At 73.2% G+C, this 17,145-nt stretch carries 18 protein-coding genes and 2 tRNA genes; 19 read left to right on the top strand and 1 reads right to left on the bottom strand.

What is annotated here, in order from left to right:
* Positions 1 to 32: 32 nt before the first annotated feature.
* Together E1B22_RS03620 and E1B22_RS03615 are read left to right on the top strand one after the other, a co-directional pair.
* The gene (locus E1B22_RS03620; RefSeq protein WP_135224599.1) at positions 33 to 659 is read left to right on the top strand and encodes a DUF4446 family protein; all 627 of its coding nucleotides are present in this window, start codon (positions 33 to 35) and stop codon (positions 657 to 659) included.
* A 136-nt stretch (positions 660 to 795) separates the two neighbouring features.
* A complete protein-coding gene (locus tag E1B22_RS03615; RefSeq protein WP_243123694.1) occupies positions 796 to 1,902 on the top strand; it encodes a diacylglycerol kinase family protein in 1,107 nt (368 codons plus the stop codon).
* A gap of 6 nt (positions 1,903 to 1,908) precedes the next feature.
* On the opposite strand, the gene yyaC is transcribed toward E1B22_RS03615, so the two are convergent.
* On the bottom strand, positions 1,909 to 2,958 hold the full coding sequence (gene yyaC / locus E1B22_RS03610) for a spore protease YyaC (protein WP_167758840.1): 1,050 nt from the start codon (positions 2,956 to 2,958) through the stop codon (positions 1,909 to 1,911).
* A 256-nt stretch (positions 2,959 to 3,214) separates the two neighbouring features.
* Between yyaC and E1B22_RS03605 the strand changes: the two genes are divergently transcribed.
* From E1B22_RS03605 to E1B22_RS03525, 17 genes are all read left to right on the top strand, one after another.
* Positions 3,215 to 4,423 carry an ABC transporter substrate-binding protein gene (locus tag E1B22_RS03605; RefSeq protein ID WP_135224597.1) on the top strand — a complete coding sequence of 403 codons (1,209 nt, stop codon included), beginning with the start codon at positions 3,215 to 3,217 and terminating at the stop codon, positions 4,421 to 4,423.
* Between the two features lie 133 nt (positions 4,424 to 4,556).
* Positions 4,557 to 5,462, top strand: coding sequence for a branched-chain amino acid ABC transporter permease (locus E1B22_RS03600; protein ID WP_135224596.1), 906 nt, complete (start codon positions 4,557 to 4,559; stop codon positions 5,460 to 5,462).
* Between the two features lie 418 nt (positions 5,463 to 5,880).
* Positions 5,881 to 6,969 (top strand): branched-chain amino acid ABC transporter permease, encoded by a 1,089-nt coding sequence (locus E1B22_RS03595; RefSeq protein WP_135224595.1) that lies wholly within the window; start codon positions 5,881 to 5,883, stop codon positions 6,967 to 6,969.
* Positions 6,969 to 7,799 carry an ABC transporter ATP-binding protein gene (locus tag E1B22_RS03590; RefSeq protein ID WP_371413484.1) on the top strand — a complete coding sequence of 277 codons (831 nt, stop codon included), beginning with the start codon at positions 6,969 to 6,971 and terminating at the stop codon, positions 7,797 to 7,799. Before E1B22_RS03595 ends, E1B22_RS03590 begins: the two co-directional genes overlap by 1 nt.
* Positions 7,799 to 8,509 carry an ABC transporter ATP-binding protein gene (locus E1B22_RS03585; RefSeq protein ID WP_135224594.1) on the top strand — a complete coding sequence of 237 codons (711 nt, stop codon included), beginning with the start codon at positions 7,799 to 7,801 and terminating at the stop codon, positions 8,507 to 8,509. The genes E1B22_RS03590 and E1B22_RS03585 overlap by 1 nt, the downstream gene beginning before the upstream one ends.
* A gap of 50 nt (positions 8,510 to 8,559) precedes the next feature.
* A complete protein-coding gene (locus tag E1B22_RS03580) occupies positions 8,560 to 9,339 on the top strand; it encodes a CvpA family protein (protein ID WP_135224593.1) in 780 nt (259 codons plus the stop codon).
* 4 nt (positions 9,340 to 9,343) lie between these two features.
* Positions 9,344 to 9,592 carry a DUF951 domain-containing protein gene (locus tag E1B22_RS03575; protein ID WP_135224592.1) on the top strand — a complete coding sequence of 83 codons (249 nt, stop codon included), beginning with the start codon at positions 9,344 to 9,346 and terminating at the stop codon, positions 9,590 to 9,592.
* A gap of 232 nt (positions 9,593 to 9,824) precedes the next feature.
* Positions 9,825 to 10,118 carry a 30S ribosomal protein S6 gene (rpsF, locus tag E1B22_RS03570; protein ID WP_135224591.1) on the top strand — a complete coding sequence of 98 codons (294 nt, stop codon included), beginning with the start codon at positions 9,825 to 9,827 and terminating at the stop codon, positions 10,116 to 10,118.
* 104 nt (positions 10,119 to 10,222) lie between these two features.
* Positions 10,223 to 10,642 (top strand): single-stranded DNA-binding protein, encoded by a 420-nt coding sequence (locus tag E1B22_RS03565; RefSeq protein WP_135224590.1) that lies wholly within the window; start codon positions 10,223 to 10,225, stop codon positions 10,640 to 10,642.
* A 22-nt stretch (positions 10,643 to 10,664) separates the two neighbouring features.
* Positions 10,665 to 10,892 carry a 30S ribosomal protein S18 gene (gene rpsR / locus E1B22_RS03560; protein ID WP_135224589.1) on the top strand — a complete coding sequence of 76 codons (228 nt, stop codon included), beginning with the start codon at positions 10,665 to 10,667 and terminating at the stop codon, positions 10,890 to 10,892.
* Between the two features lie 271 nt (positions 10,893 to 11,163).
* Positions 11,164 to 11,496: a MazG-like family protein gene (locus tag E1B22_RS03555; RefSeq protein ID WP_135224588.1), complete on the top strand. Its 333-nt coding sequence runs from the start codon at positions 11,164 to 11,166 to the stop codon at positions 11,494 to 11,496.
* A 28-nt stretch (positions 11,497 to 11,524) separates the two neighbouring features.
* Positions 11,525 to 11,974, top strand: a complete 450-nt coding sequence (rplI, locus tag E1B22_RS03550; protein WP_135224587.1) for a 50S ribosomal protein L9 — start codon at positions 11,525 to 11,527, stop codon at positions 11,972 to 11,974.
* Between the two features lie 4 nt (positions 11,975 to 11,978).
* Entirely contained in the window at positions 11,979 to 13,310 is a 1,332-nt protein-coding gene (dnaB, locus tag E1B22_RS03545; protein ID WP_135224586.1) for a replicative DNA helicase, read from the top strand.
* Positions 13,311 to 13,386: 76 nt separating this feature from the next.
* Complete coding sequence (locus E1B22_RS03540) at positions 13,387 to 14,682, top strand: adenylosuccinate synthase (protein ID WP_135224585.1); 1,296 nt, start codon at positions 13,387 to 13,389, stop codon at positions 14,680 to 14,682.
* Between the two features lie 62 nt (positions 14,683 to 14,744).
* A tRNA-Asp gene (locus E1B22_RS03535) sits at positions 14,745 to 14,820 on the top strand.
* Between the two features lie 562 nt (positions 14,821 to 15,382).
* The gene (locus E1B22_RS03530; RefSeq protein ID WP_135224584.1) at positions 15,383 to 16,756 is read left to right on the top strand and encodes a hypothetical protein; all 1,374 of its coding nucleotides are present in this window, start codon (positions 15,383 to 15,385) and stop codon (positions 16,754 to 16,756) included.
* 121 nt (positions 16,757 to 16,877) lie between these two features.
* Positions 16,878 to 16,950 (top strand) — tRNA-Thr (locus tag E1B22_RS03525).
* Positions 16,951 to 17,145: the final 195 nt, after the last annotated feature.

The raw sequence follows: 17,145 nt of genomic DNA, 5'->3' as shown, positions 1-17,145 counted from the left end.
CGCAGCCGCGGGCGAAGGGCGGGGGGAGACCCATGGACTCGTTCTGGTCGGCGATACCCTGGGATCAGGCATGGGAGATGGTGGGGCGGGCCGGGACGGCCGTCGTGGCCCACTCCGCCGCGATGGCCGTCATCTCGCTGGGGGTGGCGATGCTCGCCGTCTGGCAGGCGGTGGCGGCGCATCGCCGTCTGCGACGGCTGGAACGGTGGTTGCGGGCACCGGGGTGGGACAGCGCGGCGGCATCGCGGCAGCCCGACGACGCGGAGACGGGGGCGATCCTCGGTCGCCTGCACCGGCTCGAGATGGCCCAGGACGACGTGGCCCGCCGGGTGACCCAGCTGGCCGAGGAACTGGCCCGGTGCGTCCGGCATGTGGCCGTGGTCCGCTTCAACGCCTTCCCCCACACGGGGGGCGAGCAGAGCTTCGCCCTGGCGCTGTTGGACGCCCAGGGCAACGGGGCGGTGATCACCACCCTCGCCGGCCGGGAGGAGTGCCGGACCTACGCCAAGCCGATCACCGCGGGGAGTTCACCGTATCTGCTGAGCGACGAGGAGCGGGAGGCCATCCGCAGGGCGATGGGGGGCGGGGCGCCCGAACCGGCCGTGGGCGCCACCGCATCCGGGCCGGCGCGTCCGCGGGAGCCGGCCGCCCGGCCTTGAGGGGGCGGGTCCGGGACCGTGATCGGGCAGGGGGAAGGGGCGGGCGCGGTGTCGACCGATGGCGCGGCGCACCCCCATCGGCCCCTTCCCCGACAGCGGCCGGCGCGGCCGGCGGCGCGTCCCCAGAGAGGAGACGGTGGCATTGCCAGGCATCGTGGCCATAGTCAACCCCGTGGCCGGCCGCGGGCGGGCGGGTCGGGCCTGGCCGGCCTTCGAAGCCGCCTTGCGGGACCGCGGCTTCGAGCTGGAGGTCTGGTTCACCTCGGGTCCCGGCGACGCCCGGGACATGGCGCGCCGAGCCCGCGACCGCAAGGTCGATCTCTTGCTGGTCACCGGGGGCGACGGCACGGTCCACGAGGCGGTCAACGGCACGGGACCGGACGGCCCCCCGCTGGCCGTGGTGCCGCTCGGGACCGGCAACGACCTGGCCCGCGGGCTCGAGATCGTGGCCAGCCCGGGGGCGGTGGCCGACCTCCTCGCCCGGGGGCGGCGGCGTCGTCTGGACCTCGGCTACCTCGAGACCGGTGCGGGCGGCCGCTACTTCGTGAACGTCAGCGGGGTCGGCTTCGACGCGGAGGTGGCGCGGCGCGTGGCGCAGTCCGGCGGCCCCGGGCGGGGCGCCGTCCCCTACGTGCTGGCGATGTTGCAAACGCTGCGGGCATACCGGAACGTGCCGATGGAGATCGACATCGACGGACGCACCCATCGTCACGTCGCCCTGATGACCGTCGTGGGGAACTCGCCCTATTACGGCGGCGGGATGCACATCCTGCCCGGCGCCTGCCCCGACGACGGGCGCTTCGACGTCCTCCTCATCGGCGACCTGGGCAAGCTGGAGACGCTCCTGGTGTTTCCACGGGTGTTCCGCGGCACCCACGTCCGCCACCCCAGGGTGAGGAGCCTGCGCGGCCGCACCGTGGCGATCCGCAGCCCGGAGCCCGTGGCGGTGCACGCCGACGGCGAACCGGTGGGCCACCTCCCCGTCCGCTACTGCAACTTCCCCGGCGGCATGGTGGTCCTGGTACCGGCGAGGGACGGGCGGCAGCGCTCCCTCTGCCCAGGCGAGGCGGAGGAACCGGCGCAGCCGGCTATGTCGGCCGAGGCCGCGCCCCACCCCGCCCGGCTGGCCGTCGAGCCGGACGACGGCCCGGACCAGGGCCGCGTCGGCGCGGGACCGTCGATGCGGCCGGGCGCCCCCGAGGCCACCCCGGCGCCGACGCCGGGCGACCGCGAAGGGTGGTGAGGCGCCTCACCGCCACAGCCGGCCCAGGCGCAACCGGCAGGATTCCGGCAGCCACGGCGCTCCCCGTCCCGCCGGATCGTCGTCCACGGCGTAGCCCGTGCGGCTGCCCAGGGCAGGCGGCGCCCCCGGCGCGGTCGGCGCCGACCCGGTGCGGCGAGCCCCGATGCCGCCTGGATCGTCCTCCTCGCCGGATCCCCGGTGCCAGCGGCCGGCTTCGGTCCTGCTGGGCGAGGCCGCAGCCACGGTGGCCGCCGCCGCGCCGGCCAGGGCACGCGGCCGCGGCCCGGCCGGCAGAGCGTCCATCCCCCGAGCACCCGCGGGGCGACGACCCTCCCGCGCCGCCCACTCCTTGAGGGGGCCCCGATCACCCTCATCACCCACGGCCGGCGCTCCGTCGGGCGGGAGACCCCCGGGATGGCCGGCCGTCCCGCGATCGCCGTCGCTCTCGGGGCTCTGCCCGAGGTACAGCCGCAGCCCCCAGGCGACGCCGGCGGCGATGGCCTCGGCCATGCGCAGGACCAGGCCGAGGCGGGTGTTCTGCAGGACGAAGTACTCCATGAAGCCGCCCACGTTGACCGTGCCCGTGACGAAGAGGTGGCCCACCGCGGGCAGACTCTTGTTGACCCCGGCGCCCGGTTGCAATGCCCCGCGCCCCGCGCTGATGGTCCCCACGTTCTCGCTCCGGCCGAGGCAGGCGTCGATGGCCAAGACCGTCGTTCCGGGACCGAGGGCGGCCAACCGGGCCAGTGCCTGGTCGAGGTTGCCGGCGTGGACCGGTTCGTCCAGGGTCCCGAGCAGCTCCACCGCCTCCCGCGGCAGTGGGCGATGCCTGTCCAGGAGGGTGCCCACCAGGGGTCCCAGGGCATCGCCGGTGGAACGGTCGGTGCCGATACAGACCACGGCTACGCGTCGACCACCCCGCTGGGCAAGCCAGCGGGCCAGGGTGTCGCCAAGGCGACGCCACCCGTCCGGGTCGTCGGCTCGCACCCGCAGCTCCGCCCGGAACGGGGGCGGCGCCGGCCCCGGGCGAGCCGGCCGGGCATCAGGTCGGGACACGCCGGCTTCCCTCCCGCCAGCCGCCGGCATCCCCCGAGGGGAAGACCGGGACGACGCCGATCCCGCGGGTCCGCCTTCCCGGTGAGGGACGCCGCTGAAGTATATGGCTGCGGGCGCGAAAGGTATTCAGCGACGCCCGTCGACGGAATTCAGCAGCATCCAGCCGGTCCCCTGCGAATAACCCCGCGCATCGGGAGGAGTCGTCCCCTTTCCGTTGAATCACCCGTTTAAACTCCATCGCAGGGGGGATTGTTGGGTGGGTGCACGGCACGTGCCATGGGCCCGCCGGACGGCGCTGGCCGCGCTGACCGCGGCATCGCTGGTTCTGGCGGCATGCGGCGGGGGCGGGGGAACCCCCAGCTCCGGCGACGGCGGGGGCGCCGGGGGCGGTGGCGGCGGGACCATCAAGGTCGGGCTGCTGATGCCGCTTACGGGGCAGATCAGCCAGTTCGGCGAACAGACCCGCAACGGCGCCATGCTCGCCTTCAAGCAGAAGAACAACCAGGTGGGGAACTACACCATCGACGTGGTCACCGAGGACGACAAGAACGACGAGGCCGAGGCGGTCGCCCGGGTCCAGAAGCTGGTGACGGAGGACCAGGTGGTGGTCGTGATCGGTTCCGTCTCCTCCCGCATCTCCATCCCGGTGTCCGAGGTGCTGGAGGAGCAGGGCGTGGTCATGATCTCCCCCACCTCCACGGCGGACCAGCTCACGCCCGGCAAGCAATGGATCTTCCGGGCCTGCTTCTACGACTCGTTCCAGGGCGAGGTCATGGCCAAGTTCGCCCGCGAGCAGCTCCAGGCGGACACGGCCGCCATCCTCTACGACCTCGCGAACCCGTACAGCGAGGGGCTGTACAAGTCGTTCGAGGCCGCCTTCAAGGAGTTGGGCGGCAACGTGGTCAAGGTCGAGAGCTACAAGACCGGCGACCAGGACTTCCGGGCGCAGCTGACCAGCATCGCCTCGGCCAATCCGGACGTGCTCTTCCTGCCCGACTACTACAACCCGGTGGGCCTCATCGCCCAGCAGGCGCGGGAGGTCGGGGTGAAGGCGACCCTGCTGGGCCCCGACGGCTGGGATGACAGCCAGCTGTACGAACTGGGCGGCGACGCGATCCTCGGCGGCTACTTCTCGAACCACTACTCCATCGAGCAGGAGAACCCGGAGTCGAAGGCCTTCGTCGAGGCCTATCGCCAGGAGTACGGCAGCGATCCCAGCGCCCTGGCGGCCCTCGGCTACGACGCCGCGAATCTCCTGCTGGACGCGATCCAGCGGGTGATCGACAGCGGCGGCGATCCCACGGATCCGCAGCAGATCCGCGACGCCCTCGAGCAGACCCAGGGCTTCAAGGGGGTCACGGGGACCATCACCTTCGACGAGAACCACAACCCCGTGAAGGACGCGGTGGTGCTGCAGACCACGGAGGACGGCCACAAGTACGTCACCACCGTGTCCCCCCAGTGAGGGGGCGCGGCTTCACCCGGCCCGCGCCAGCGCGGGCCGCGTCGGCCGAGGCAACGCGAGACCGCCCAGGGAGGTGGGCGCCGCCCGGGTTCGGGCGGCGCCCACCTTCCGGGGGTCGGGAGGGTTGGCGACGGTGGAGATCGCGATCCAACAGCTGATCAACGGCATCCAGCTCGGGGCCGTCTACGCCCTCATCGCCGTCGGCTACACGATGGTCTACGGCGTGGTGAAGATGATCAACTTCGCCCACGGCGACGTCTACATGGTGGGCGCCTACCTGGCCTTCGCGGTCACCGCCGCGGTGGCCGGCGGGCGGCTCGGCACGGGTCAGGGGCTGCTCCTCTTCGTCGTCGGGCTCCTGGCCGCGATGGTCGGGTGCGCCTTGTTGGGGGGGCTCATCGAGCGGGTCGCCTACCGGCCGCTGCGGAACCAGCCACGGCTGGTGGCCCTGACCACCGCCATCGGCGTCTCGCTGCTCCTGGAGAACCTGATGCAGATCATCGCGGGGCCCAACCCACGCCCCTTCCCGGCCCTGATCCCCGCGTACCAGGTCGACCTGGGCGGCGTCTTCCTGAACGTCCGCTTCCTGGTGGCGCTGGCCGTGGCCCTGGGGATGATGGCCTTCCTCCACTACCTGGTGATGCGCACCCGCATCGGCAAGGCGATGCGGGCGGTGGCCTTCGACCTGGACGCCGCGCGGCTGATGGGGATCGATGTGAACCGCGTCATCGCCGCCACGTTCATGCTCGGATCCGCCCTGGCCGCCGCCGCCGGCGTGCTGGTCGGCGTCACCTACTCCCGCATCGATCCCTTCATGGGCATCTTGCCGGGCCTCAAGGCCTTCGTGGCGGCGGTGCTCGGCGGCATCGGCAACATCCCCGGGGCCATGGTGGGCGGCCTGATCATGGGCCTGGCCGAGGTCGCCGTCGCCTCGGTCCGGTCGGAGCTGACGCACGCCGTGGCCTTCCTCATCCTGATCGCGGTGCTGCTGTTCAAGCCCACGGGGCTCCTGGGGGAGCGGGTCTACGACAAGGTCTGACGCCGTGTGCCCACCGTGGCGGGCGGCGCTGCAAGGGGGCTCCGGGATGGGCCCCGGCCGCCGGTCCGGAGGTGGACCGCGGCGCCGCCGACGATGTCGTGGTGGCGTCGGGATCGCGGCGGTGGCTTCCGGACCTCGGATCGGCACGGCCCGTTGGCGTCAAGGCCGGGCGCCCGTCCGACCCCGCGACGGTGCGGTCCGTCGGCCCGTCGCGTCGCCGCCGGCGGACGTCCGACCCGGGAGGGGCGCTGCGGACCGCGCGCGGCGGACCGTCGGGTCGCGGCCCCGGGGGGCGGGACCTGCGAGCCGGGGTGCGGCGCCGGGGAGCGTCGGGCCCGCGCCACGGCGGCGCGGAGCGGCCCATCCCGTACGGCGTCGCGGCGGGCGCGAGGGACACGGACCCAAAGGAGGTCAAGCGGTGAGCGAGTTGGCACCGGCAACCGCGGCGGCAACCCTGCGGACGACGCCCTGGCCCGTGGTCGTCGGCCGGTGGCTGCTGCAGCTGGTGGTCATCGTCGGCCTGTACCAGCTGTTGCTCACCTGGGCGGCGGGGAACCGTTACCTGCAGGTGGTCCTGATCCAGGCGGGCATCTACGTGATCATGGCCGTGGGACTCAACCTCATCCTCGGCTACACCGGCCAGCTGTCCATCGGCCACGCGGGGTTCATGGCGGTGGGGGGCTACGCCGCGGCGATCCTGACCAAGTTCTTCGACATCCCCTTCCCCGTGGCGCTGGCGGCCGGCGGCTTGGCCGGGGGCATCGCCGGCTTGCTGGTCGGCATCCCGAGCCTGCGCCTGCGGGGCGACTACCTGGCCATCGCCACCCTCGGCTTCGGGGAGATCATCAGCGTGCTGCTGTCCCTGATCGACGAGGTGCCCGTCGGCTCCCGCGTGATCGAAGTCGGCGGCGCCCAGGGCCTGATCGGCATCCCGCGCCACACCACCTTTGCCTGGACCTACGCGCTGGCCGTGCTGGCGATCAAGGTGGTGTGGCACTTCGTCCACTCCACCCACGGCCGCGCCTGCATCGCCATCCGGGACGACGAGGTGGCCGCCGAGGCGATGGGCATCCCGACCACCCGCTACAAGGTCTTGGCCTTCACCATCGGCGCCGCCTTGGCGGGGATCGCCGGCGGCCTGCACGCCCACCAGTACCTGTACCTCAACCCGGCCCTGGCGGGCTTCATGAACTCGGTGTTCATCCTGGTGATCGTCGTCATCGGGGGCATGGGGAGCACCACCGGGGCGGTGGCCGCCGCCCTGTTCTTCACCTACGTCAACCAGGCCCTGCCCAACTGGATGCAGGCCCTGCACCTGCCCGCCACCATCGACCCGCCGGCGGTGCGCATGGTGCTGTTCTCGCTGCTCCTCATCCTCACCATGCTGGTGCGCCCCCGGGGACTGTTCGGCGGCGTCGAGCTGACGTGGGAGCAGATCGGCCGCGTGGGGCGGGCGCTCTATGGCGCCGCCCGCCGCCCCGGCGTCCCGAGGGGGGGAGCGGCCTGATGGAGAGGCCGGCCATCGGCGCCACGAACCAGGGTTCGACCAGCGCGGCCGCCGAGGCCCTGCCCGTGGTCCTGGAGTGTGCGGGGCTCACCATCCGCTTCGGCGGCCTGGTGGCGCTGGCGGACTTCAACCTCACCCTCCGGCAGGGGGAGCTGGTGGGGCTGATCGGTCCGAATGGCGCGGGGAAGACCACGGTCTTCAACCTGATCACCGGGATCTATCGGCCCACGGCGGGGGATGTCCGCCTGTTCCACCGCTCCATCGTCGGCATGCGTCCCCACCGCATCACCCAGCTGGGGATCGCGCGCACGTTCCAGAACATCCGTCTATTTGCCAACATGACCGTGCTGGACAACGTGCGCACCGCCTTCCACGCGCGAACCCGCACGGGGGTGCTGTCCGCGATCCTGCGCACCCGCGGGTTCCACGCGGAGGAGCAAGCGGTGACCCGCCGCGCCCTGGAGCTGCTGGAGACCCTCCGGCTCAGCCACCGGGCGGGGGAGCTGGCTCGCAATCTGCCGTACGGCGAGCAGCGCCGCCTGGAGATCGCCCGGGCCCTGGCCACGGGGCCCCGCGTCCTGCTGCTGGACGAACCGGCGGCCGGCATGAACCCCAGCGAGTCCCGCGAGCTCCGGGACCTGATCGAGGACGTGCACCGGCGGTTCGGCCTGACCACCCTGCTCATCGAGCACCACATGGACGTGGTGATGACCGTCTGCGAACGGGTCGTCGTCCTCGACCACGGGCGGACCATCGCCGAGGGCACGCCCGACGAGGTCCGCCGCAACCCGGCCGTCATCGCCGCATACCTGGGCGAGGAGGCGGTCTGATGCTGCTGCACGTCGAACGGCTCAGCGTCGCCTACGGGGCCATCAAGGCCGTCCAGGACCTGTCCCTCGAGGTGGCCGAGGGGGAGATCGTCGCCCTGCTGGGCGCCAACGGCGCCGGGAAGACCACCACCCTGCGCACCATCAGCGGCCTGATTCGGCCGCGCGCGGGCAAGGTGGTCTACGACGGACGCGCCATCACCCAGTGGCCCGCCCACCGCATCGTCGAGGCGGGGCTGGTCCACGTGCCCGAGGGGCGACGCGTGTTCGCCCCCCTGACGGTCCGCGAGAACCTGGAGCTCGGGGCCTACACGGTGCGGGCGGCCGCCGACGTGGAGGCGCGGATGAAGGAGGTCTTCGCCAAGTTCCCGCGCCTGGAGGAACGCCAGCACCAGTTGGCGGGCACCCTCTCCGGGGGCGAGCAGCAGATGCTGGCCATCGGCCGGGCGCTGATGGCGAGGCCCCGGCTGCTCTTGCTGGACGAACCGTCGCTGGGCCTGGCGCCTTTGTTGGTCCGCGAGATCTTCGCTACGATCAAGGAGATCAACCAGCGCGACGGGGTCACGATCCTGCTGGTCGAACAGAATGCCCACCAGGCGCTGCAGATCGCCAGCCGCGCCTACGTGCTGGAGAGCGGACGCCTGGTGCTCTCCGGACCCGCCGCCCGTCTGATCGACGACCCGAAGGTGCGCGAGGCCTACCTGGGTGCCTGATGCCGCGGGGACGCGTCCGCCGTGGCGGGGCGGAAGGGAAGGGCGACGGCATGGAGGGTCGATCCCCTGTCGCCACGCCGCCGGGATCCTGGGTGGTCGATGGCGCGCTGGTCGCGGTCCTGCTCGCCTCTGCATGGCGCGGTGCGCGCCGCGGCGGCCTGGCGACGCTGGCCGGCTTGGCGGCCATGGTCGCCTCCGCCGCGTGGCTGGCCGGTCGCGCGGACGACGTCATCGCCTGGGCAGCGGCCCGCGGCCTGGTGACGGGACTCGCCCGGCTCGTCGAGCCGTGGCTCGCCGCGTGGCTACCGGCCGACCTGCTGCGGGCGCCGGTGCAGCCGGCCACCCTGCTAAGGGCGCTGGACCTCCTCGCCCGCGGCGCCGGAGCCCCGTCGGTCGAGGACGGATGGGGGCGGCTGGTCCGGGAGGCGGCGCGCACCATCCCCCCGGGGGCCACGGTGGGAGAGCTCCTGGCGACGGCGCTGGCGGGCGCGGTGATCGCCGACCTCTGCCTCTACGCCGTCCCGCTGGCCCTCGGCCTCGTCCTGGGCGCCGTGGCGCGACGCATTGTAGCTTCGCTCCCCGCCCTCCGGCGGACGCCGTGGGAGCGATGGCTGGGCCTCCTGCTCGGCGGCTGCGAGGGCGCCATCGTGGCGGGCGGGGTGCTGGTGCTGGTGCACCAGCTGCGAGGGCACGTACCGACCCCGTTCGGCGCCTCCGGGTGGGACGCGCTGGAGCAGGCGCGGCTCGCAACCTGGTTGGTCGCGGGCTGGCAAGCGCTGTGGTCACGCCTGACCGCGGCCGCCGGCTCGTCATGGGAGGGGGCGGGGTGACGCCGTGAGCGGTCCCAAGAAGTTCTACCTGGGCGACATCGTCCGCATGCGCAAGACCCACCCGTGTGGATCCGACCGCTGGGAGGTCCTGCGGGTGGGCATGGACTTTCGCATCCGCTGCCTGGGATGCGGCCACCTGGTCCTCATGCCGCGACGCAAGTTCGAGCGTGCGGTGCGCCAGGTGTTGGGCGGCCCGAACCGTCCGCCGGCCGGTACCGACGGCACGGGGTCCGACGCGCCATCCCAGCCGTGACGGCCGACATCCGAACCAGCCCGGCCATCGCCGGGTCAACACCGGTCCATTGCCCGGGAAATAGGGGGGCGTCGTCGGCCCTTGCGTTGACACCCGCCACCCCCGGCGTTAAGGTAGGGCGTGTGGCCCGGCGAACGGCCGGGTCGTCCCGTCTCGTTGCCTTCCTGCTCCCGCCGGCGCCCGCCCGGGCGCCCTGGCGGGGGCCGCACGCCCAGAGGAAGGAGGTGCCGCCGTGCGCGCCTACGAGATGATGTACATCACCCGCCCGGATCTGGACGACGACGCCCAGAAGGCGATCCTCGACCGACTGCAGAAGGTCGTCGCCGACGGCGGCGGGGCCGTGGAGCAGGTCGACGTGTGGGGGCGCCGCCGCCTGGCCTACGAGATCGCCGGCTACCAGGAGGGGCACTACACCGTGGTGCGCTTCCAGGCCCCGCCCGGCGTCACCCAGGAGCTGGAGCGGGTGATCCGCCTGACCGACGGCATCATCCGCCACATGATCATCCTGCGGGAGAAGGTGGCCTGACGGGCGCCCGAGCAGGCTGGTCCGGCTTGCAGCCGTGGGGCGGGGCGCGGCCGACCCGCCGGGCGGTCCACCCGCGGGCTGCGACCCGGGAGGGGGTCCCACCGGTGTTGAACGTGGTCGTGTTGATCGGCCGGCTGGTGCGCGATCCGGAGCTGCGCTACACGCCCAGCGGCGTGGCCGTCGGCGGCTTCACCCTGGCCGTGGATCGCCCCTTCACCAACCAGCAGGGTGAGCGGGAGGCCGACTTCATCGACGTCGTCGTCTGGCGGAAGCTGGCGGAGACGTGCGCCAACCACCTCAGCAAGGGGCGGCTGGTGGCGGTGCGGGGCCGCCTCCAGGTGCGCTCCTATGAGACCCAAGACGGGCAGCGCCGCCGCGTCGCGGAGGTGGTGGCCGACGACGTCCGGTTCCTGGACCGGGCGCCCGGGGCCGACCGCGGGACGACAGCCGACACCCAGGCGGGGGAAGAGCTGGCCGACTTCGGGGACGTGACCGGCTTGCCCGACGACGACATCCCCTTCTGAGCCGAGGAGGTTGCGACGCGACATGGGGCGCCGTGATCGGCGCAAGCGCCGCAAGGTCTGCGAGTTCTGCGTCAACCGCATCGCGGTGGTGGACTACAAGGACAGCGGCCGCCTGCGCAAGTTCCTGACGGAGCGGGGCAAGATCCTCCCGCGCCGCATCACCGGCAACTGCGCGCGTCACCAGCGCCAGCTGACCCGTGCCATCAAGCGGGCGCGGATCATGGCCCTGCTGCCGTTCACCATCGACTGAGACCGGGACGGGGAAGCCTACCCCGTTCGTGGACGGCGCGACGCATCCGCCGGGGCGGCGCGAGGACGACCGCGCTTCCGGTGGCTGCTGAAGGCCCGCCGCTGCGGCGGGCCTTGCGCGTCCCCGGCGCGGCCCTGGCGAGGTGGGCCGTGCCGGAGGGAAGGCCGCCCGTCCTGGAGAACGTCTGGCCGTGGGGCCGCGCCGTGCCCCCCTCGCGGGCGGGTCCGCACCGGCCGCTGGAGGGGCGGCGCGCAAGGAAGGAGCCGGCGCCGTGGACGATCCCGTACCGGGCCTGGACATCACGGAGAGCCTTCAGGTCCTGGACTGGCTCAAGGCCGAGCTGGTCAGCGGAGCCGGCGCGGTCTTGCGGGCGGGACTCCAGCGGGATCCGGCCCGGCTGCTGGAGGCGCTGGCCGCGCTCCAGATCACCGTCTACGCCCTGGCCCGGCGTTCCGGCATCCCCGTGGAGCGCCTGGAGGCCGAGGTGGTGCGTCGTCTGGCGGCCGAGGCGCTCTCCGGCCACTACCTGGAAGAGCGCTTCGGCGATCTGAGCGCCATCCGCCAGCACCTGGAGCGGCGCACCCGACCGGCGGCGGGGGCATAGGCGCCGCGGCGGGAGGAGGAGATGGGCCGTGAAGGTCGTGCTCTTGCAGGACGTCAAGGGCCTGGGCCGCAAGGGGGAGGTCAAGGAGGTCGCCGACGGATACGCCCGCAACTTCCTGCTTCCCCGCGGCCTGGCCCGGGAGGCCACGGCCGCGGTGCTCCGCCAGCTCCAGCAACAGGAGGCGGCCCGCCAGCGCCGCGCTCAGCAGGAGCTGGCGCAGGCCCGCGCCGTGGCGCAGCGCCTCGAGGGCCAGACCGTCGAGGTGCGGGCGCGGGCCGGCGAGAACGGCCGCCTGTTCGGCTCCGTCACCAGCCAGGACGTGGCCGAGGCGCTGCAGCGCGCCTTCGGGGTCAAGGTCGACCGGAAACGGGTCGAGCTGCCCGAGCCCTTGCGCCAGGTGGGCTCCTATGGGGTGGCGCTGCGCCTGCACCCCGAGGTGACGTGCCGCATCACGGTGACGGTGCGCCCGGAGGCGTGAAGCCGTGACCAGCCTGCCACCGGCCGAGCGGGTTCCTCCCCAGAGCGTCGAGGCCGAGCAGTCCGTCCTCGGCGCCATCCTGATCGACCGCGAGGCGTTGGCTCGGGTCGTCGAGATCCTCGAGCCCTCCCACTTCTACCGTGAGGCGCATCAGCGCATCTTCGAGGTGGCGGCCGAGCTGTTCGAGCGGGGCGAGGCCGTCGACACCATCACGCTGAGCGAGGCCCTGCGCCAGCGGGGCCTGTTGGAACGGGTCGGCGGCCTGGCCTATCTGACCTCGCTGGCCAACGCGGTGCCGACGGCCGCCAATGCGGAGCACTATGCGCGGATCGTCGAGGAGAAGGCGCTGCTGCGGCGCCTGGTGGCCGCGGCGACGGACATCGCGCGGCGGGCGTACGAGGGGCAGGACCCGGCCGAGGTCCAGATCGACCAGGCCGAGCAGGCGATCTTCGCCATCGCCCAGGACCGCCGGCGGCAGAGCTACGCCTCCATCCGCGACGTCCTGGTGGACACCTTCGAACACATCGAGCGCCTGTACCTACACCAGGGCGAGACCATCGGCGTGCCCACGGGCTTTCGCGACCTGGACAGCATGCTGGCGGGCCTGCACCCCTCGGAGTTGATCATTCTGGCGGCCCGGCCGTCCCAGGGCAAGACCACCCTGGCGATGAACATCGTCGTCCACGCCGCCGCCCATGGCTACCCGGTGGGCGTCTTCAGCCTGGAGATGTCCCGGGACCAGCTGGCCATGCGGCTGCTGGCCGCCGAGGCACGCCTCAACCAGCAGCGCCTGCGGACCGGCATGCTGGCGGAGGACGACTGGCCTCGCCTCACCGACGCCATCGGCCGCCTCAGCGAGCTGCCGGTGTTCATCGACGACACCCCCAATCTGTCCATCATGGAGGTGCGGGCGCGGGCGCGGCGCATGAAGGCGGAGCACGACATCGGCCTGCTGGTGCTGGACTACCTGCAGCTCATGCACACGCGCGGCCGAGTGGAGAGCCGCCAGCAGGAGATCTCGGAGATCTCGCGCTCGCTGAAGGCGCTGGCCCGCGAGCTGAAGATCCCGGTACTCGCCCTCTCCCAGCTGAGCCGGGCGGTCGAGCAGCGACAGGACCGGCGGCCACAACTCTCCGACCTGCGCGAGTCGGGCGCCATCGAGCAGGACGCCGATGTGGTGCTCTTCATCTATCACAACCCCGAGGAGGCGGCCGAGAACGTGGTGGAGATCATCGTGGCCAAGCAGCGCAACGGCCCCACGGGCTCGGTGAAGCTATACTTCCTGAAGGAGTTCGGCCGCTTCGGCAACCTGGACACCCGGCACGCCCTCGCGTGACCGCGGGCGCGGGGCCGCGCGCCCGTGCCCGGCGAGGCCGCGGAGGGGCTCATGTCGTCGGGAAAGGGGACCCAGCATGTCCACGGTGGTCATCGTCGGCGCCCAGTGGGGCGACGAGGGCAAGGGCAAGATCACCGACTACCTGGCGGAACGAGCCGATGTGGTCGTGCGCTACCAGGGGGGGGCCAACGCGGGCCACACCGTGGTGGTGGGCGACACCGAGTACCGGCTCCACCTGATCCCCTCCGGCATCCTCCACGGCAAGCGCTGCGTGATCGGCAACGGCGTGGTGCTGGATCCGGCCGTGTTCCTCCGCGAGGTCGAGTATCTGGAAGAACGCGGCCACGCCGTGGACGCCATCGCGGTCAGCGGCGCGGCGCACGTCATCATGCCCTACCACAAGCGCCTGGACGAGCTGGAGGAAGCGGGTCGGGGCGAGGATCGCATCGGCACCACCCGCCAGGGCATCGGCCCGGCCTACCGGGACAAGGCCGCGCGCACGGGGATCCGGGTGGAGGACCTGCTGGACGAGGCCCAGTTCCGTCGCCTGCTGCGCCGTAACCTCGATCAGGTGAACCGCGTGCTCGAGCGCGTCTACGGCGTCGAGGGCTACGACTACGAGCAGGTGTTGGAGGAGTACCTCGGCTACGCCGAGCGCCTGCGGCCCTTCGTGACGGACACCTGGAAGCTGATCAACGACGCCATCGACGCCGGGCAGCGGGTGCTGTTCGAGGGCGCGCAGGGCACGATGCTGGACCTGGACCACGGGACCTACCCGTACGTCACCTCCTCGTACCCGACGGCCGCCGGCGCGTGCATCGGCTCCGGCGTCGGTCCCACGCGCATCGACCAGGTGATCGGCGTCGCCAAGGCGTACACCTCCCGGGTGGGCGATGGCCCCTTTCCCACCGAGCTGCTGGACGAGACGGGCGAGTGGATCCGCCGGCGCGGCCACGAATACGGCACCACCACCGGACGGCCCCGCCGCTGCGGGTGGCTGGACGCCGTCGTGTTGCGGTACGCCGCCCGGGTCTCGGGGATGACGGGCCTCGCCATCACGCGGCTGGATACCCTGGGCGGCCTGGAGAGGGTACGGATCTGCGTCGCGTACGAGCTGGACGGCCGGCGCGTGGAGGACATGCCCACCGGCGCCCTGAAGCTCGCCCGGTGTCGTCCGGTCTACGAGGAGTTGCCCGGATGGCCCGCCGACCTCTCCGGCCTGACCCGGTGGGAGGACCTGCCGGCCGAGGCGCGCCGGTACCTGGAACGCATCGCGGAGCTGGTGGGCGTGCCGGTGGTGCTGGTCTCCGTCGGGCGCGAGCGGGCTCAGACCATGGGCCTGCGCGAGGTCTTCGTACCGCGGCCCCGTTGACACCCGCGTCGGCCGGGTGCTAGAATGACCAGCGCGTCCGGCCCCGCCGGAACGCGACGGTTGGAGGCGTGGTGTAGTGGTTAACACACCGGCCTGTCACGCCGGAGATCGCGGGTTCGATCCCCGTCGCCTCCGCCACGACAGCTGAATTGGCCGTGGTGCGCTGGTTTCGGTCACGATGCGACCGCCTTCGAGCCCGGGTGGCGGGAACCCGGGCTCGCTGCTTTTCCGGGCGGCGCGCCGTGGCGGCCCCGGCGGGATCAACCGGGAGCGCCCAAATCGAGCGCCCCCAGCCCCCGGGGCAGGGGACCGTCGGCGGCGGGGGGCAGGAACCGCGACCGCCGGCGGCGAAGGCCCGCCAACGCGGCGGGGCCACGGGGCCTGTGGCCGGAACCGGCGAAGCGAGGGCGACGGCGGGCCCCACAGCCCGGGATCGCGCCAGGCCGGGCCGGGCGACCGACGGCAGGCCGGCGTAACCCGCAACGCGGCAGCGCATGGGAATCGCCCGAAGCCGCGCGCGGCCGGTTCCGCGCCGGCGCGGGAGCGGCCAGGGCGGGGGCGGGCCGTGGACCACCAGGGCGGCGGTGTCCGCTGGCGTATCGGGTCGCACCGGCCGGATCGCTGGAGCCTGGGGCCGCCACGCTGGGCGACGACGACCCGGTGGTCCGCCGCCGGAGGGCGGACGGGAGAGGGACGGTCCGTGGCGAGGGTCGTGGTGGTGCTCTGCCTGGTCGCTGCCGGCGTCCTCTGGCCGACACCGGGGGCCGCCCAGGGACTTCCACGGGCGATGGCGGCCATCCCGGTCGGCGGCGTGATCCCCGCGCCCACCGCCGGCTCGGGCCACGCCCCAGTGTCCGTGCAGCGGCTGGTGGTGGCGGTCGAGGTGCACGCCGAGCGCCCCCGCCTCGCCCTCATGCCGGCGCGCGTGACGGCGGTGCTGGACGCGCGGTACACGCTGCGCCTCCCCGAGGGGCAGGCGCGGCCGCAGCACCTGACGCTGCGGGTCCTCGCCACCCCGGACGTCGCGGTGCGGTGGGACGGGCGGCCCGTCGACCTCTACGCGGCACCCGACCGCCCAGGGGACGCCGTGGCCACCCCGGACGGGGCGGGCGGCGAACCCGCCCACCGTCCCGGCCCAGCCGCGGGCGCCGCGTCCGCCGGGGACGTGCTGGACGAGCCCAGCGCCGAGAGCCAGGACATGGTGCGCTGGCTGGATCCCCTGACCGGGCGCTTCTATCCGGTTCCCCAGGCGATGGCGTCGTCGGGCGCACCCCAGGCCCTCGCCATCGACGTGGTATTGCGACCCGAGCGGGATCACCACCTGCAGCTCCACTACCCGCGGGTGCCGTTGGGCTGGGACGGCAGCCGCTACATCGCGCCGGTGCACCAGCTGATCGTGCCCCTCCACCCGGAGGCGTGGGCCGGCTTCGGTCCGGTGGACGTCCACGTGGCGGTCCCGAGGGGGTATGTGGCCGATCTGGCGGGCGCACCCCCGGCCGCCGAACCCTCCCCGCCGCTGGGCGACGACGGAGCCGAGTCCGAGCGCGCTGCCCTCGGCCCGGCCGGTGAACGCCGTTGGGCGCGGGCGCCGGCCCAGATCCACGTCGCCGCCGTCGACACCGCCGGGATGTGGGGCCGCTGGGTGACCCGCCGCCGCGACGTGCTGTGGCTGCTGGCCACCACGTGGCTCGTCTTCGTGGGCCTGCGCGCGGGGCTCTGGCGCCTGGGGCGGCGACGGGATGCGTGGGCATGGGCCGCGCTGCTCCCGCTGCTGGCCCTTCCCGTGGTGGCGGGATGGGTGTCCTGGCGCAGCTTGCGCGTGCCGCTGTGGGGCTATCCCCTATCCCTGTTGCAGTACGCCCTCTGGGGCGCTCTCGCCCTCTACGTGGCCGGTCGCCTGCTGGGTGACCTGGTGGGCTTCCTCGCGTTGCGCTGGCGATACCGTCGGGCGGCGGGCCCCCCGCGCGGACCGGGGACCGCCACCAGCGCCGACGAGTTGGGGCAGGGCTCCCGTCCCGCCGTGGCTGCGGACACCGACGCCGGTGGCTTGACGGCGCCTTCGGGCGGGGCCTAGAATGGGCTTGGTCTGCGCGCCAGCGCAGGCCGCATCGCCGCGGCGCGGCCTGCCCACCGTGGGGCCACGGGGCCGTTGGCGCGGCGCTCGGCGGCGCAGGCCGGGTCCGTCGCAGCAGCGGGCTGGTGTAGCTCAGCAGGCAGAGCAGCGCACTCGTAATGCGCAGGCCGGGGGTTCGAATCCCCCCACCAGCTCAAGGTCTCTCGCCTTTGGTCCGCCATCCGTTATCCTCTGACGCATTCCCACGAAGTCGCCGCCCTCCGCTCCGCCCGCCCTGCGGAGGGCGGCTTGCTCTTCCGGCGCAACCCGCCGGCGCCCCAACGTCCCATCCGATCCAATGCCTCGTCGGGCGGCCTCGCCAGCACGTGGTCGTAGAGGCGCGTCCGCCC

Origin of the sequence: Thermaerobacter sp. FW80, assembly GCF_004634385.1 — a bacterium.
Lineage (GTDB): Bacteria > Bacillota > Sulfobacillia > Thermaerobacterales > Thermaerobacteraceae > Thermaerobacter > Thermaerobacter composti.
The sequence above is the reverse complement of the archived record's forward strand: the minus strand, read 5'-3'. Positions and strand labels throughout refer to the sequence as shown.

Bases quoted from the DNA above. Each gene is read 5' to 3' on its own strand.
- E1B22_RS03585 (WP_135224594.1), top strand. From the start codon at position 7,799: ATGCTGCTGCACGTCGAACGGCTCAGCGTCGCCTACGGGGCCATCAAG.
- rpsR (WP_135224589.1), top strand. From the start codon at position 10,665: ATGGGGCGCCGTGATCGGCGCAAGCGCCGCAAGGTCTGCGAGTTCTGC.
- E1B22_RS03590 (WP_371413484.1), top strand. From the start codon at position 6,969: ATGGAGAGGCCGGCCATCGGCGCCACGAACCAGGGTTCGACCAGCGCG.
- E1B22_RS03620 (WP_135224599.1), top strand. From the start codon at position 33: ATGGACTCGTTCTGGTCGGCGATACCCTGGGATCAGGCATGGGAGATG.
- E1B22_RS03580 (WP_135224593.1), top strand. From the start codon at position 8,560: ATGGAGGGTCGATCCCCTGTCGCCACGCCGCCGGGATCCTGGGTGGTC.
- E1B22_RS03540 (WP_135224585.1), top strand. From the start codon at position 13,387: ATGTCCACGGTGGTCATCGTCGGCGCCCAGTGGGGCGACGAGGGCAAG.